16 protein-coding genes are annotated in these 17126 nt (G+C 30.2%); 15 read left to right on the forward strand and 1 reads right to left on the reverse strand.

Annotated elements, in window-relative coordinates:
* Positions 1–68 precede the first annotated feature (68 nt).
* The 6 genes from ACW9UN_RS14025 (at position 69) to ACW9UN_RS14050 (ending at position 7703) form a co-directional block, all read left to right on the forward strand.
* A complete protein-coding gene (locus ACW9UN_RS14025; protein WP_459486932.1) occupies positions 69–2900 on the forward strand; it encodes a WD40/YVTN/BNR-like repeat-containing protein in 2832 nt (943 codons plus the stop codon).
* On the forward strand, positions 2901–3398 hold the full coding sequence (locus ACW9UN_RS14030) for a hypothetical protein (RefSeq protein ID WP_459486933.1): 498 nt from the start codon (positions 2901–2903) through the stop codon (positions 3396–3398). It begins immediately after the preceding gene.
* A gap of 28 nt (positions 3399–3426) precedes the next feature.
* Positions 3427–4014, forward strand: coding sequence for a DUF6973 domain-containing protein (locus ACW9UN_RS14035; protein WP_459486934.1), 588 nt, complete (start codon positions 3427–3429; stop codon positions 4012–4014).
* A gap of 184 nt (positions 4015–4198) precedes the next feature.
* The gene (locus tag ACW9UN_RS14040; protein WP_459486935.1) at positions 4199–4873 is read left to right on the forward strand and encodes a succinate dehydrogenase cytochrome b subunit; all 675 of its coding nucleotides are present in this window, start codon (positions 4199–4201) and stop codon (positions 4871–4873) included.
* 12 nt (positions 4874–4885) lie between these two features.
* Entirely contained in the window at positions 4886–6883 is a 1998-nt protein-coding gene (locus tag ACW9UN_RS14045; RefSeq protein ID WP_459486937.1) for a fumarate reductase/succinate dehydrogenase flavoprotein subunit, read from the forward strand.
* 79 nt (positions 6884–6962) lie between these two features.
* Positions 6963–7703, forward strand: coding sequence for a succinate dehydrogenase/fumarate reductase iron-sulfur subunit (locus ACW9UN_RS14050; protein WP_459486938.1), 741 nt, complete (start codon positions 6963–6965; stop codon positions 7701–7703).
* 150 nt (positions 7704–7853) lie between these two features.
* On the opposite strand, the gene ACW9UN_RS14055 is transcribed toward ACW9UN_RS14050, so the two are convergent.
* On the reverse strand, positions 7854–8147 hold the full coding sequence (locus ACW9UN_RS14055; RefSeq protein WP_459486940.1) for a helix-turn-helix domain-containing protein: 294 nt from the start codon (positions 8145–8147) through the stop codon (positions 7854–7856).
* 521 nt (positions 8148–8668) lie between these two features.
* Here ACW9UN_RS14055 and ACW9UN_RS14060 point away from each other — a divergent pair.
* The 9 genes from ACW9UN_RS14060 to ACW9UN_RS14100 all read left to right on the forward strand — a co-directional run bounded on the left by ACW9UN_RS14060 (position 8669) and on the right by ACW9UN_RS14100 (position 16834).
* Positions 8669–8959: a hypothetical protein gene (locus ACW9UN_RS14060; RefSeq protein WP_459486941.1), complete on the forward strand. Its 291-nt coding sequence runs from the start codon at positions 8669–8671 to the stop codon at positions 8957–8959.
* 27 nt (positions 8960–8986) lie between these two features.
* Complete coding sequence (locus ACW9UN_RS14065; RefSeq protein WP_459486943.1) at positions 8987–9742, forward strand: GLPGLI family protein; 756 nt, start codon at positions 8987–8989, stop codon at positions 9740–9742.
* A gap of 703 nt (positions 9743–10445) precedes the next feature.
* Positions 10446–10655: a hypothetical protein gene (locus tag ACW9UN_RS14070; protein ID WP_459486944.1), complete on the forward strand. Its 210-nt coding sequence runs from the start codon at positions 10446–10448 to the stop codon at positions 10653–10655.
* Between the two features lie 58 nt (positions 10656–10713).
* Positions 10714–11436, forward strand: coding sequence for a GLPGLI family protein (locus ACW9UN_RS14075; protein ID WP_459486945.1), 723 nt, complete (start codon positions 10714–10716; stop codon positions 11434–11436).
* 261 nt (positions 11437–11697) lie between these two features.
* Positions 11698–11922: a hypothetical protein gene (locus ACW9UN_RS14080; protein WP_459486946.1), complete on the forward strand. Its 225-nt coding sequence runs from the start codon at positions 11698–11700 to the stop codon at positions 11920–11922.
* A gap of 70 nt (positions 11923–11992) precedes the next feature.
* Positions 11993–12718: a GLPGLI family protein gene (locus ACW9UN_RS14085; protein ID WP_459486947.1), complete on the forward strand. Its 726-nt coding sequence runs from the start codon at positions 11993–11995 to the stop codon at positions 12716–12718.
* Between the two features lie 52 nt (positions 12719–12770).
* Positions 12771–13502, forward strand: a complete 732-nt coding sequence (locus ACW9UN_RS14090; protein ID WP_459486948.1) for a GLPGLI family protein — start codon at positions 12771–12773, stop codon at positions 13500–13502.
* A 4-nt stretch (positions 13503–13506) separates the two neighbouring features.
* A complete protein-coding gene (locus ACW9UN_RS14095; RefSeq protein ID WP_459486949.1) occupies positions 13507–16155 on the forward strand; it encodes a carboxypeptidase-like regulatory domain-containing protein in 2649 nt (882 codons plus the stop codon).
* 97 nt (positions 16156–16252) lie between these two features.
* Positions 16253–16834, forward strand: a complete 582-nt coding sequence (locus ACW9UN_RS14100; protein WP_459486950.1) for a HupE/UreJ family protein — start codon at positions 16253–16255, stop codon at positions 16832–16834.
* The last annotated feature ends 292 nt before the right edge of the window (positions 16835–17126 follow it).

Below are 17126 nucleotides of genomic sequence, written 5' to 3' on the forward strand. Positions count from 1 at the left end.
TAAAACTAATATTTTAGTAAAAAAAATCAATTTTTTTAAATAACATCAATTTACATATTTACTCATTTATGAAAAAAATTATCTTCTATACCTTTGCTGTTTTTACATCATTTGTTTTTAGTCAAACTAACCCTACAAAATCTTCTACAATTCAAAAAGGTTTAAATGATAAAGCACAACTTGAAAAAACATCTCTAGTAAAAAACATCAATTTTACAAATATCGGACCTACAGTGATGAGTGGGCGAGTTGCAGACGTTGCTGTAAACCCAAATAATCCTACTGAGTTTTATGTAGGATATGCTTCTGGTGGTTTGTGGTACACCAATAATAATGGAACTACTTTTACACCAGTGCTAGACAATTCACCAACACAAAACATTGGTGATATTGCTGTAGATTGGAACTCAGGTACAATTTGGGTGGGTACTGGAGAAAAAAATTCATCAAGGTCTAGTTATGCTGGTATTGGGATGTTAAAATCTACGGATAAAGGCAAAACTTGGACAAATGTTGGTTTGTTAGATTCTCATCATATTAGTAGAATTCTTATCAACCCAAATAATCCAGATGAGGTTATTGTAGGTGTTATTGGGCATTTATATTCATCAAACAAAGAAAGAGGAATTTTTAAAACCACAGATGGTGGTAAAACATGGTCTAATCCTTTATTTATTAATAATGATACAGGAATTATAGACGTTGCTTTTGCGCCAGAAAATTTTAAAGTGATGTATGCTGCTTCTTGGGAAAGAGAGCGTAAAGCTTGGAATTTTGATGGTGATGGAAAAAATTCTGCAATTTATAAAAGTACAGATGCAGGGAATACTTGGTCAAAAATTTCTGATAAAAGTGGTTTTCCTGTAGGTGATGGTGTAGGTAGAATTGGTTTGGCTGTTTTTAACGCAAATACAGTGTATGCTTTGCACGACAGTCAGTTTAGAAGGCCAAAAGATGCAGATAAAAAAGCTTCTGAAGAATTGACCAAAGACGATTTTAAAACAATATCTAAAGACGATTTTTTAAAAATATCTAACAAAAAATTGAATGCCTATTTAAAAAATAACGGATTTCAAGAAAAGTACAGGGCAGAAAATGTAAAACAAATGGTTAGAGTTGGCTCTGTACAACCTATTGATTTGGCAAGCTATTTAGAAGATGCCAATTCAATGTTGTTTGATACTCAAGTAATAGGTGCAGAGGTGTATAAAACTAAGAATGGAGGTAAAACTTGGAAAAAAACACACAAAGATTTTTTAAATGGTGTTTACAGTTCTTATGGTTATTATTTTGGTGAAATAAGAGTAGATTTACAAGACGAAAACGGAATTTACGTTTTAGGTGTCCCAATTATAAAATCTAAAGATGGTGGAAAAACGTTTACATCTATCAGTAGAGAAAATGTACATTCAGATCACCAAGCTTTGTGGGTAAATCCTAAAAAATCGGGTCATATTCTAAATGGTAATGATGGTGGTTTAAACCTTTCTTATGATGATGGTGAAAATTGGATTAAATTAAACGATCCTGCAGTGGGGCAATTTTATTCGGTATATGCAGATAATCAAAAAAACTATAAAGTGTATGGTGGTTTGCAAGATAATGGGGTTTGGGTTGCAAATAACAATGCAAGAATAAATAAAGAATGGCAAGCATCTGGTCAAAATCCATATGAGTCAATTATGGGAGGAGATGGAATGCAAGTGCAAGTTGATGACAGAAATCCGAATATTGTATACACAGGATATCAGTTTGGAAACTATTACAGAATTAATAGAGAAACAGGTAAAAGCAAATACATACAACCAAAACATACTTTAGGCGAAACTCCTTATCGTTTCAATTGGCAAACTCCTATTTTATTATCAAAACACAATCAAGATATTTTATATTTAGGAGGTAATAAATTACACAGATCTTTAAATCAAGGTGATGATTGGGAAACCATTTCTGGCGATTTAACAACTGGAGGCAAAAAAGGAAACGTTGCATACGGAACATTAACTACAATTTCAGAAAGCCCTTTTCAATTTGGACTGATATACGTAGGTTCTGATGATGGTTACATCAACCTTACAAAAAACGGTGGAGGTTCTTGGTCTAGAATTTCGAACAATTTGCCACAAAATTTATGGGTGTCTAGAGTTATTGCATCAGCTCACAAAAAAGAAAGAGTTTACGCAACATTAAATGGTTACAGATTCGACGATTTTACACCTTATGTTTATATGTCTGATGATTATGGACAAACTTGGAAAAATATTGGAGAGTCTATTCCTACAGCTGCTGTAAACGTAATTAAAGAAGATCCTAAAAACGAAAACATATTATATGTAGGTACTGATAATGGCATGTATATTTCTTTCGATAAAGGAACTTCTTGGCAAGTTTTTGAAAAGAATTTACCAGATGTTGCAGTACACGATTTGGTAGTTCAACCCAAAGCAAAACACCTAATTGTAGCTACACATGGCCGAAGTTTATACAAAGCAGATATTGCACCACTACAAAAAATGACTCCCAAAGTTTTAGCAAAGTCAATACATATTTTTTCTATTGATGATATTAGAAAAAGTAGAAATTGGGGGCGTTCTTGGAGTCAGTGGAGAGCTGCTTACGAGCCAAAAATAACCATTCCTTTTTATACAAATGCAAATAAAGAGGTAACTGCACACATTTTTAAAGAAGATATGGAGCTGAATTCGATAACCATTAATGCAGATAAGGGTTATAATGAAATGGTTTATGATCTTTCATTTTCTAAAAAAGGATTGAAAGAATACAAAAAGAGGTCTAAAAAACCAAAAATTAGTAAAGCACAAAATGGTGTGTTTTATTTACCAAAAGGAAAGTATACTATTAAAATTGGCGACGATAAAAACAAGTTCGAGATAAAATAAATGAAAAAATTATTTTTATTTTTAATGTTATGTTTTGCGCTTCAAGCAAATACTCAATCTAAAGGAGTATATCAAAGCATAAAAAAAATCACCAATAAAACACAACAATTGGTGAGTGTTAAAAAAGGCCAAAAAATTGATACTGCTGCTTTTAGAAAACTCTTTTTGCCAACAGCCCATTTTACGGTTGTTGGTAAAGAGAATGAAAAACAAATACACGAAACCATGAACTTGAATGATTTCTTAGAAAGTTTAACCGATGAATATTATTCTCAGGGTTATTTTGAGGTTAATCAAGGTCAAATCATTGAAGAGTATAATGGAATTGCACAGGTTATCGAAAGTTTTTATGGCGAGGATTCTGATGGAGTTAAAGGGTATGGCGTAAATAGCTACCAATTAATTTATTCTAATAATAGATGGTGGATAGCCAATATGATTTGGACAATGAGTAACGATGATGGAAAAGATATTCCTAAAAAATACTTTAAAAACTAAAATGAGGTTTTTGTGTTGTATGTTGTTTATGAGCTTTATGGTTTCATTCGGGCAATCTAACCATAAAAACTTTTTTAGATTGTCTGGTCCAGCAAAAAAATGGGTGTTATTACATCCCTTAAAAGCTAAAAAAGCCCTTAAAATTTCTTTAGAGGCAAAACGAATTTCAGATTCCATTCAAAAAACAAATGTATTAGATGGTGATGGATCAGGAGGTCAAGTTGATGCTTTTAGACATGCTTTTTGGATGGCAAGATTGCATCAAGAATTAGGGAAATCTGCTGCAAGAACCTTAGGTAAAGCCCACGAAAAAGAGAATTATATTACTTTTAAAAAAAAGAAGCTAGAAGATGGGGTATTGCCAGATGAAATTTCATCAAAAATGGATTTATGGAACAATGAACAAGGTTTAAAATTAATCAAAAAAGGAAGTAAAATCTCTAAAAATGGTTTAATTTTTAGAGTTATAAATGCTGTAAAATCGGGTAAGTTAAAAATCATTAAAAAAGATAAAAAAGGCAATTTTTTAACTTGTAATGGAGCTAAAATCTCTCTACAAAAATTATTAGGAAAGTGGAAAAACAACAAATGTTTGGTTGCTTCTAATGAAATTTAAATTCATAAAATAAAGTGTAAAAAAAGTTGTTTAAGTACTGATTTTTATCATTTAAAAATAAAAAAAGAACGATTATGGCGCAGCAATTTTATAATTATTCTAAATAAGTATAAAAGAATTTTAAATGTTTGTTTGTAGATGCTTTTCGCCGTAAATTTGTTACCAAAATTTTAACCAAAAAACAATGAGCGGATTTTTCAAATCTTCAATAGGGAGAAAAGTGTCAATGGCACTCTCAGCATTTTTTCTGATGTTCTTTTTATTACAGCATTTAACAATTAATATCATGTCTGTGTTTAGCCCAGACTTATTTAACGAAGTATCACATTTTATGGGTACAAACCCAGTTGTACAATTTGCTTTGCAGCCAGTTTTAATATTTGCTGTAGTGTTTCATTTTGTAATGGGTTTTATCTTAGAATTGCAAAACAAAAAAGCAAACGGAACAGGTTATGCTAAAAATAACGGAGCTGCAAACTCTACTTGGTTTAGTAGAAATATGATTTGGAGTGGTTTAACCATTTTAGCATTTATTCTTTTACATTTTATCGATTTTTGGTTTCCAGAAATCAATACAAAATTTATTCAAGGTGATTGGTCTGGTACTATGGAAGGTATTGAAGGTTTGCGTTACCACGAAGAATTGGTGCACAAATTTGTAAGTCCGTTAAGAGTTGGAGCTTACATATTGGCCTTTGTTTTCTTAGGCTTGCATTTAGCACACGGATTCACTTCCGCATTCCAATCAGTTGGGGCAGCTTCTTTGAGAAAAAAATTAGAAAAAGTAGGAATTGCATATTCAATAATTGTTCCTTTAGGCTTTATTTTTATTGCATTATTTCATCATCTTAACCATTAATCTTAAAAAACTATGGCTTTAAATTCAAGAGTACCAAAAGGTCCACTTAAAGATAAATGGACAGATTATAAAAACGAAATTAACTTGGTAAACCCAGCCAACAAACGTCATATAGATGTTATTGTTGTAGGTACAGGTTTAGCAGGAGGTTCTGCTTCTGCAACATTAGCAGAATTAGGATATAACGTAAAAGCATTTGCTTACCAAGATTCGCCACGTAGAGCGCATTCAATTGCAGCTCAAGGAGGTATTAATGCAGCAAAAAACTATCAAGGAGATGGAGATTCTACGTACAGATTATTTTACGATACTGTAAAAGGTGGCGATTATAGATCTCGTGAAGCAAACGTATATAGATTAGCAGAGGTTTCTGCAAATATTATAGACCAATGTGTGGCACAAGGTGTACCTTTTGCACGTGATTATGGTGGTTTGTTAGATAACCGTTCTTTTGGTGGAGTTTTAGTTTCTAGAACTTTTTATGCAAAAGGGCAAACAGGCCAACAATTATTACTAGGTGCATATTCTGCAATGAACAGACAAATAGCACGTGGTAAAATAGAAATGTTTAACAGACACGAAATGTTAGATGTTGTAATTGTTGATGGAAAAGCAAGAGGAATTATTGCACGTAATTTAGTAACAGGAGAAATTGAACGTCACTCAGCACATGCTGTAGTTATTGCTTCTGGTGGTTATGGAAATGTATATTTCTTATCAACCAATGCAATGGGTTCTAACGTAACTGCAGGATGGAAAATTCATAAAAAAGGAGCGTATTTTGCAAATCCTTGCTACACTCAAATTCACCCAACTTGTATTCCACGTTCTGGAGATTATCAATCAAAATTAACATTGATGTCTGAATCTTTACGTAACGATGGTCGTATTTGGGTGCCTAAGCATTTAAAAGATGTAGAAGCCATTAGAGCAGGTAAATTAAAACCTACTGATTTAAAAGAAGAAGATAGAGATTACTATTTAGAAAGACGTTATCCTGCATTTGGTAACTTAGTACCAAGAGACGTAGCCTCTAGAGCAGCAAAAGAACGTTGTGATGCTGGTTATGGTGTAAATGCAACAGGTGAAGCTGTGTATTTAGATTTTGCAGCATCATTTGAAAGATATGGAGCTGAACAAGCAAAGGTAAAAGGGATAAAAAATCCTTCTAAAGAACAAATTATAGATTTAGGTAGAGAAATCGTTAAAGCGAAATATGGTAACTTATTTCAAATGTACGAGAAAATAGTTGATGAAAATCCTTATGAAACTCCTATGATGATTTATCCTGCAGTGCATTACACTATGGGTGGTGTTTGGGTAGATTATAATTTGATGACAACCATTCCTGGATGCTATTGTATTGGTGAAGCTAATTTCTCAGATCATGGTGCAAATAGATTAGGTGCTTCTGCATTAATGCAAGGTTTAGCAGATGGGTATTTTGTGTTGCCATATACTATTGGAGACTATTTAGCTGATGATATTAGAACAGGAAAAATACCAACAGATACACCAGAATTTGATGAAGCTGAAAAAGCTGTAAAAGACAGCATCAACTTTTTTGTAAATAATAAAGGAACACACTCTGTAGACTATTACCACAAAAAATTGGGTAAAATTATGTGGGATAAATGTGGAATGTCTAGAAATGAAAAAGGTTTAAAAGAAGCTATCGAAGAAATTTCTGCGCTTAGAAAAGATTTCTGGAAAAACGTATCTGTACCAGGTGGAGCTAACGAATACAATGAAGAATTAGCAAAGGCAGGTAGAGTTGCAGATTTCTTAGAATTAGGAGAATTATTTGCAAAAGATGCTTTAGTAAGAGAAGAATCTGCTGGAGGACACTTTAGAGAAGAATATCAAACTCCAGAAGGAGAAGCAAAACGTTTAAAAGAATTCCAATTTGTTTCTGCTTGGGAGTATAAAGGAGAACCTAAAGATGCTGTGTTACACAAAGAAGCTTTAGAGTATGAAAATATAGAAGTTAAAGAAAGAAGTTATAAATAATATAGTTGATGGTTGATGGTTGTTGGTTTCTGGAAACAAAAGCTAACAACAAACAACCAAAAACCAAAAACTAAGAAATATGAATTTAACACTTAAAATTTGGAGACAGAAAGACTCAAAATCAAAGGGTCAAATGGTAGATTATAAAGTAACTGAAATTTCAGAGCACATGTCTTTTTTAGAGATGATAGATGTTTTGAATGAAGGTTTAGTTGCTAAAGGTGAAGAGCCAGTAGCATTTGATCACGATTGTAGAGAAGGTATTTGTGGTATGTGTTCTATGTATATAAATGGTGAAGCTCATGGCCCAGATAGAGGCATTACCACATGTCAATTACACATGCGTATGTTTAATGATGGTGATACCATTACTATAGAACCATTTAGAGCAGCAGCATTTCCTGTAATTAAAGATTTAGTTGTAGATCGCTCTGCTTTTGATAGAATTCAGCACGCAGGTGGTTATATTTCTGTAAACACTTCAGGAAACACACAAGATGCAAATTCAATTCCTATTGCTAAAGAAGCAGCAGATACAGCAATGGATGCTGCAACTTGTATTGGTTGTGGTGCTTGTGTAGCAACCTGTAAGAACAGTTCTGCAATGTTATTTGTAGGTGCAAAAGTATCTCAATATGCTTTATTACCACAAGGACAAGTAGAAGCTGCAGATCGTGTACAAAATATGGTGGCACAAATGGATATAGAAGGCTTTGGAAACTGTACCAATACTGGAGCTTGTGAGGTAGAATGTCCTAAAGGAATTTCTTTAGACAACATTGCAAGAATGAACAGAGAGTTGATGAAGGCATCAGTTTAGTTATAAACGTCATTGCGAGCGACAGCGAAGTAATCTTTTTGTGAAAGAAAACTAATTTCTTTTTAAATTGATTTCTTAAATTAGAGTAATATATTATAAAAAAAACAAACCCAATACTTAATAGTATTGGGTTTGTTTTTTTATTTGATTTTATTTCATTCCTTTAAAAAAATCTTCTGCAGAAATTTCTAATTTTTCTAAAATCTCAAACAATCTGTAAGTATCTAATTTTGTTTTACCTGTTTCTACCTTAAAATAACCGCTAAAACCTATATTGAGCATCATAGATAGGTCTGCTTGACTTATCCCTAATTCTTTTCTTCTTTTTACAATTCTCTGTAAAACTACTTTTGTTTTCTTTTCAATTTTCTCTTTTTCTCTCTCTTTTTCTCTCTCTTTTTCTCTCTCTTTTTCTCTCTCTTTTTCTCTCTCTTTTTCTCTCATTTAGAATAAAATTTACTCAAAAATAAAGTAAAAAATTTACTTTTTCACTTTCCATTTTGGCATCCCCATTTATAGGGAGATAGCGCTCCCCCCATTTATGGGGATGCCAAAATGGAAACGGATTTATTTTTTTAAACCATTATTCTTTCTCAATTTTGAACAAAACAAATTGCTATGAAAAAGAAACATTGCCTCTTTAAAAAAAATAAATTAAGTAAATTAGTAACTGTAGCTATAGCTAGTTTTAGTTTTGCCTACTGCCTACTGCCTACTGCCTACTGCCTACTGCCTACTGCCTACTGCCTATTGAAAAACCTCCGCTTGCGGAAATAAGAAACATAAAAATCTTGTAAATAAATGTATCACTTAAAACCATTGCCTATGTAAATAAACAAATAACAAGCAGAAGAAGTGTTGCAAAAGTACCATTTTTTCTACAAGTTTTTAGGTGTTATTTAAACTTGTTGAATCATTTAAATACACCAAATAAATTTTATAAATCATTTTAAAAATTAGAAAAAATGAAAAAAGTAATATTATTATTAACCCTTCTAGCGACATTTTCAGTGAATTATGCTTCCAATGATAGTTTTGATAATCATAAAATTATTGAAACAAAAGTTGAAAATTATACTATCTTAACTCCTGATGTTTTAGCAAGTGATACCTGTTTTCAAGGAGCAGTGTTAGTTTTTCGTGCGGCTTTAAGAGAAGGATATAGCGTAGAAGATTCTGCCAACATAGCAGATACTTGGGAGCTTGTTTGTGACGCCATCACAGTATTAAGTAATGCTTTAGGAGCAGAACAATAATAAATATAATTTTTAATAGTCTACCTTATGATTCGTTTTTTATTGCCGCTGTTTTTATTACTTTTTTTATTAAAGATAGATTTTATAAGATCTCAGGAAAATAACTTTATCAAAGTTAAATATCTGAAAAAAATAAAGCCGATACTTAATTCTGATGATCCAAAACTCAATAATAATAACACAAAAAAGTTAAGATATCTCTTAGAAAAAAACTTAAAAAATGTTGAATACATACTTAAAATTGAGGATTATCATTCTTTATTTGAATTGAAAATGATGAATATAGATGGTGAGAATAGAAGTTTTCAAAGATTAGCAGGGAGTATTGGAGGGACAAAAGGGGACTTTTATGTTAATAAAAGAGACTCTATATTTTACAATAAAAAACATTTTGGAGGTGAGGATTTTAAAATTAAATTGAATATTAGAAAGTGGGAAATTACGAATGAATTTAAATTCATTCGTAATTTTAAATCTTATAAAGCAACTTCAAAAGAAGTTATAATAAATCCAAAAGGAAAATTTGAATTTCAGATTATAGCGTGGTTTTGTCCTGAATTAACCAGTTTTTTTGGACCATCAAGTTATTTTGGTTTACCTGGTTTAATATTGGAGTTGGATAATGGTAAAACCATTTTGCAAGCAAAGGAAATAGTAATAAGTAAAAGTGTCGAAAACAAAATTGGTCCTTTTAAAAATGGTATAGAAATTACACAAAAAGAATATGATAATTTAGTCAATAAAAAAGTAAAAGAAAAATATGGTAGATTTATGAAAAACTAGTGCACAAATTACTATGTTTTCTGAATATTATATTGGAGACCTAAAATAACTTTTAATAATTGAAACTCCCATAAATTATTTTCGTTCTAAAAGTACAAACAATCAACAAAAACACTATGAAATTCACCCTATTTTGTATTCTTTTATTTTTTTCAACAATCGTTTTACGCAACAATTAAGTGGTAAAGTAACTTATATAGTTTCTCAGAAATCATAGTTGAAAAAAAAATAATTAGTATTAAAAATTTATTTATTTCTAATTTTTAAACTTTTTCACTTTCCAAATTGGCTTCCCTATTTATAGGGAGATAGCGCTCTCCCCATTTATGGGGATGCCAAAATGGAAATGGATTTATTTTTTTTAATAAAAACAAATACTGAAATTTGAACAAAAGAAATTGCTATGAAAAAGAAAAATTGAGGTATGAAAATAAATAATTTTGAAGTTAAAATTAAACAAAAGCTATTGTTTAGTTTGCCTACTGCCTACTGAAAAACCTCCGCTTGCGGAAATAAGAAATATAAAAATTACCAAATAAATGTATCACTTAAAACCATTGCCTATGTAAATAAACAAATACAAGCGGAAGAAGTGTTGCAAAAGTACCATTTTTTCTACAAGTTTTTAGGTGTTATTTAAACTTGTTCAACCAATTAAATACATCAAATTATATTTTATAAATCATTTTAAAAATTAGAAAAAATGAAAAAAGTAATTTTAAGTTTAGTGTTTGTTTTATCATTTAGTAGTCTTACAATTGCCATAGATAAAAATAAAAGCGAACCAGATATTGAAGGGTGTCATGAGGCTGCTAGTGAGTTAGCAGGTTTACTTGCAATATGGAATAACAATAGCTTTGAAGAAGAAGAAGATGACTATAATTATTTAATGGTCTTATGTTTGGAAGCCTAAATAAAAAATAATTTCTAAAGGGGAGTAATTCCCCTTTTACTTAAAACTTTTCTAAAATATGAAATTTTTAAAATTCTGCATCTATATTCTTATAACCTTTTCCTCTTTTTCACAAAGTGGGGAAGTAATTTATGAAGCAGAAATTATACCAATAGACTTTAAAAAAAAATTAGAAAATGATACTATTACTAAATCACAGAAAGAGACATTAAAAGCTATCTATAGAGATCAGTCTAAAGTGAAGTATAGACTAGTTTTCAATAGAGAAGAATCTTACTTCGAAAAGTATAAAACTATAAATTTAGAAAAAGATAGACTAAGTTTTGCAGAAAGGAAAATGGGTAGAGGTATTTTTTATATTAACAAAAATTTAAATGAGATTATTAATCACAAATTTTATTCAGGTCAAGATTTTTTAATATTTCTGCCTTCTTTTAAATGGAAATTAACTCAAGAAAAAAAGAAAATAGGTCAATATATATGCTATAAAGCAACAACATCTAAGTTCGTAGAAGGGCGTAATGGTAAAATGGAAAGAAATGTTATTGCTTGGTACACTAATGAACTACCTTATAATTTTGGGCCAAAAGATTATAATAGTTTACCTGGATTAATTTTAGAACTACAAGAAGATAATCTACTAATAAAAGCTTCTAAAATAACATTGAAACCAAAAAATAAAATTGTTATTAAAAAACCATCTCAAGGAGAAAAAGTAACCCTTAAAAAATACGATTCTATTGTAAAAGAGATGTATTATCGTCGTCGTAGAAGAAATTAAAAACCTCCGCTTGCGGAAATAAGAAATATAAAAATTACCAAATAAATGTATCACTTAAAACCATTGCCTATGTAAATAAACAAATAACAAGCAGAAGAAGTGTTGCAAAAGTACTATTTTTTCTACAAGTTTTAGGTGTTATTTAAACTTGTTCAATCAATTAAATACATCAAAATATATTTATAAATCATTTTAAAAATTAGAAAAAATGAAAAAAGTAATTTTAGTTTAGTTTTTGTTTTATCATTAGGAGTTAGTTTTATGAATGCTAAACCCTTGGATAGTGAAAAAGTTAAAACTACAAAAGGAACAAATATAGAGACAAAAGACGATTTTAGCTGTGCTGGAGATTGTGTTGCAGATTCTAGAGCCGGTGCTTTGGCTTTTTCTTCAGATACAGAGGATAGAAGCGCTGATGGTGAATTAATGGAGTGGTATGGTCTTTTTTATGAGTCTTGCATGGATGCAAGAGATTGTCCTAGATAATAATTAATTTCAAATGATATTTATGACTGACTAAAACCTAGTTTTAGTCAGTCTTTTAAAACTTTTAGATATGAGAAACTTTTTAATTATGTTAAATACTTTCATTGTATTTTCAATGACTGTAAATTCACAAAATAACCTATATGGTATTGTACATTATGAGTCTAAAATTAACAGTGAACAACTTAAAAAATATTTAAGTGAAGAGAGAAATGATATAAAAAATAAAAGAGTTCAGAAAACTTTAGATAAGGTTTTTCTAAATACCAAAGCTTTAACATCTAAACTTAAATTTTCTGATAACAAAGGAATTTTTAAGGTAGATGAAAAATTATCAATTGATAAAAAAGATTTGCAACAAAGAGCTTTAAAAATAGCAAGTGGTAGCACAAAAATTTATTTTTACGACACTAAGAATAAAGAATATTTGATTAAAGATTGTGCGTCTTTAGGTGATTGTTTTATTCATGATAATAAATATTTTGAATGGAATTTGACGCAAGAAACAAAGAAGATAAATAATTATAAAGTTTATAAAGCAACCCGAAGTAAAGGTAAAGTAATAGCTTGGTATACCCCAGATATACCTGTTGGTTTTGGTCCTAAAGGGGAGTATGGTTTACCTGGTTTAATATTAGAATTAGAAGTAGGCAGAATCATTTTTAAAGCAACTAAAATAGTATTAAATCCTAAAACCAAAATTACCATTGAAAGGCCTAGTGATGGTGTGAGAATTTCATTTGAAGAATACAAAAAACTTACAAATAAGGCGAAAAAAGGTCTTTTTGGAAATTAATTCAAAAAAATGAATTTTTTACCTTGAATAATATACATCAATAAAAACAGCTATGAAACATATCTTCTTTTGGATTACTATATTTTTTTCAATTACTACTTTTTCTCGACAATTAAGTGGTAAAGTTACTTATGTAGCTTCGATGTCTCCAATTCCAGATAAGAAAATCGATTCGTTATTGTCAACAAGAAAATCGAAGAATGAAAAAATGAATGATTGGGTGAAAAATATGTTTAAAAATACACCTAGTGTAAATACTTATTTAGAGTTTGCCAATGGCGAATCAATTTATTACGTAGAGCAAAAAATGGAGATAGGTGGCAAATCGACACTAAACATTAATAGAATATCAGCTGGAGGTGATAATAAAGTATATAAAAATACAAGAACAAAAGAATATTTAAAAGAATACAAAAGAGAGCATCTTTTAATAGAAAAAAAGGAAAAGAAATGGAAAGTAACACAAGAATCAAAAAAAATAGGAGAATATGTATGCTTTAAGGCAATAGATATAGCATCTACGAATACAAAAATGAAACCAATAGTCTGGTTTACTCCGCAAATTCCTGTCAGTTTTGGGCCATTAGATTTTAACGGCTTACCTGGTTTGGTTATTAGGGTAGAAATGGCAGGTGGTAGAACTTTCAGTGCTTCAAAAATTGTTCTAAACCCAAATGAAAAAATGGAAATAATAAAACCAACAAAGGGAAAAAGAATTTCAGAAGCACAGTTTAAAGAAAGATTAATAGCACTGAAGAACAGTTTAGAAAAGAATAAACAATAAATTTATGAAAAGAACTCTATTGTGTTTACTCTTTCTATTGTTCGCAATTACCTCTTATAGTCAAAAAATAACTTTATCAGGAACCGTAAAAGACAGCCTTCAAAAACCAATGCCTTATGCAAACGTAATTGCAAAACCCAAAGATGTATCTAAAAATTTACAATTTGCTATAACAGATAATGAAGGCTATTACAAACTAATATTACAAAAAGGAGATACCATAACCATTAGTATTTCTTATTTGGGTTATAAACCTTTAGATTATCAATTTATCGCTTTAAAAGACACCAAAAAAAACTTTGTATTACAACAATCTTCAGAACAGTTGGATGAGGTTGTTATAGAAATGCCAGTAACTGTGAGAGGAGACACCACAATCTATAAAACCAGTAAATTTATAGATGGTTCAGAACGAAAGCTAAAAAATGTATTAAAAAAGCTACCAGGAGTTGAGGTAGATAAAAATGGCGGAGTTACAGTACAAGGTAAAAAAGTAACGAAAATGCTCGTAGATGGTAAAAAGTTTTTTGGCGGTAATTCTAAATTGGCTGTAGAAAACATTCCTGCAGATGCAGTTGGTAATGTAGAGGTTATCGATAATTATAATGAAGTTTCTTTTCTAAAAGGTTTATCCGATTCTGATGAAATGGCAATGAACATCAACCTAAAAGAAGATAAAAAACGTTTTGTTTTTGGTGATGTTGAGGCTGGCAAAGGAAATGAAGATTTTTACAAAACCAGTGCCAATTTATTTTATTATTCGCCAAAAACTAATGTGAACTTTATTGGTAATGTGAATAACATTGGCGAAAAGACATTTACGTTCAGAGATTATTTAAGTTTTTCTGGAGGTGTAAATGCCATTTTTAGTGGAAACTTTAATTGGAATAGAGGCGATTTTTCTCAATTTATGCAAAGTAATGATGTGTTGAGAAGCCAACAAAAATTCGGTGCGTTAAATATTACAAAAGTAGCTACTTCTAAATTAGATGTTTCTGGGTATGCTATTTTCTCAAACTCAGAAACAACTAGCTTGGTGGAAAATTTGAATGAATATAGTGCTTTTACAGAAGACAGAACCAGAAAAACCAATTTCGACAATCTCTTAGGTATTGGAAATTTGAATTTAGAATACACACCAGACTCCAAATCGAAATTCTATGCAAGAACACAGGTAAAAAGAACCAATAATACCAATAATCAAAGTCTTACGAGTATTATCAACAACAACACAAATACCATAATAACAGATAGAGGTTTAACAGCAACCTACATCAACCAAAATATAGAATGGCATAAAAGACAAAATGACAAACACACGTTTTCGTCAGTCATCAATTATAAGTTTGATAAACGTAATAAAAGGGCTTTTTGGGAAACCCAAGACCCAATTTTACAAGGCTTAATTCCTGCTGATAATAACCAAGCAATATTACGCATCAATCAATTAAAAAACACCCAAGAACATAATTTTGATGGTGTTTTTAAACACTTTTGGGAAATTAACAACAGCAATCACATTTATACAACTTTAGGAAACAAGTTTTTACAAGAAGACTTTTTTACGGAAGACACACAACGTTTAGACGATGATACTCTAAATAATTTCGCCAATGGCGGATTTGGAAACGATGTAAATTTTAGTTTGAATGATTTTTTTGTGGGCATGCATTACAAATTCAGAGCAGGTATTTTTACCCTAAAACAAGGTGTCTATGCTCATAAATACGATTGGAACATCAATCAAAACACAAATATAGCAATTGGTAAATGGGTTGTTTTGCCAGATTTTTTAGCCAAAATTGAGTTTAATAAATCAAAAAAAATCACCATAAATTACAACTTAAAAACTTCATTTTCTGATGCCAGTAAATTCGCCAATCGTTTTTATTTGCAATCGTATAACTCGGTTTTTCGCGGAAATGAAAACTTGCAAAATAACTTATTTCATAGTGCAAGAATTTATTACAGCAGATTTAGTTTGTACAGAGGTTTAATGTTGTTTGCGAGTGTAAATTATAATAAACAAATACGTGGAGTAAGAAACACGGTTGATTTTAATGACATCAATCAATTTTTAACGGTAAAAATGTTTGAGAATCCTTCAGAAAATTGGCGAGGAAATATTCATTTAGAAAAATCCATAAAAAAACTAAAGTATAAGTTTGATGTTGGTTTTAGCAATTCCCAATTCGTACAAGAATTAAACAGCACTTTACAAACCAATACCAATAAAAATTACGATTATGAAATTGCTATAGAAACGCTGTTTGATAAATTTCCAACCATAGAAATTGGTTTTAAGCAAGATATTGGTAATTTTACAGCAAGTGCAAATACTTCAAAATTCATAACCACTCAGCCATTTATCAATATTGATTACAATTTTCTAGAAAACTTTATTTTTAATTTCGATTATACCAAAAGCAATTATCAAAATAAAACGTTGAATCAAAAAAACACCTACGAAATTGCCAATGCCACTTTATCCTACAAAACAGAAAATGCTGCCTGGAGCTATAAAATAACTGCACAAAATCTATTTAATACTCAATTTAAACAAAGCAATAGCTTTTCAGATTTTTTAATTTCGGACACCAAAACCTTTATTTTACCAAGAATTTTGTTGTTTACTATTGGTTATAATCTGTAAGTTATTCAATGAATTTTTAACTTAAAAATTACACAATTCCATTTTTATCTTCAAAACCATTTAATATCTTTGAGAAATTTACAAACAAAAGCACTAAATGGACGATTTTATTCTGTATTTTAAAATGGGTTTAAATCATGTATTAGATTTTACAGCCTATGATCATATTTTATTTTTAATCGTTTTAGCCGTCGTTTTTAGTTTTTACGAAGTAAAAAAAGTCTTGTGGTTGGTTACCTTATTTACCTTAGGGCACTCACTAACATTGGCATTATCTGCCTATGAAGTTTTAAATATTAGAATGGATGTTATAGAATTTTTAATTCCTTTATCTATTTTTATAACAGGGGCAGTTAACATCTTCAATTCAAATAAAACATCAACAAAAAAAGACAATATCAATTTAATCTTTGCTTTATTTTTTGGCTTAATTCACGGCTTAGGATTCTCTAATTATTTTAAAATGATGATTGGCAAAGAAGAAAGTAAACTTTTTCCTTTAATAGAATTTGCCTTAGGTATAGAAGTTGCCCAAATAATCATTGTAGTTGGTATTTTAATTATAGGTGCCTTAGTTAAAAATCACTTAAAAGTCTCTAAAAGAGATTGGGTTTTAGTGCTGTCATCCATAGTAATTGGTTTTGCCATACAAATGATGGTAGATAGAGTATTTTGGTAAGTTAAAGAGGATACTTTTAACTTACAAAGCGTTTTTTTGGTTTGTACAAGCATAGCATTTAAAAAAGTACTACAATTTTTTGTAATTTATACTACAATTATTTTGTATAAATACTACTATTTTTTATAAAATATACTAGTATATTTATAAGTAGCGTGCTTAGGCAATATGTAAAAGTCTCTATAACATTTACAACAAATCAAAGACTGTTTTATAAAAACTTTAGAAACAGTTAAAAACGTTGTGTTGCTTCTTACAAAAAGTATCGCATTAATTTTAGGTATGCAATGTA

It is taken from the genome of Polaribacter litoreus, assembly GCF_054584775.1.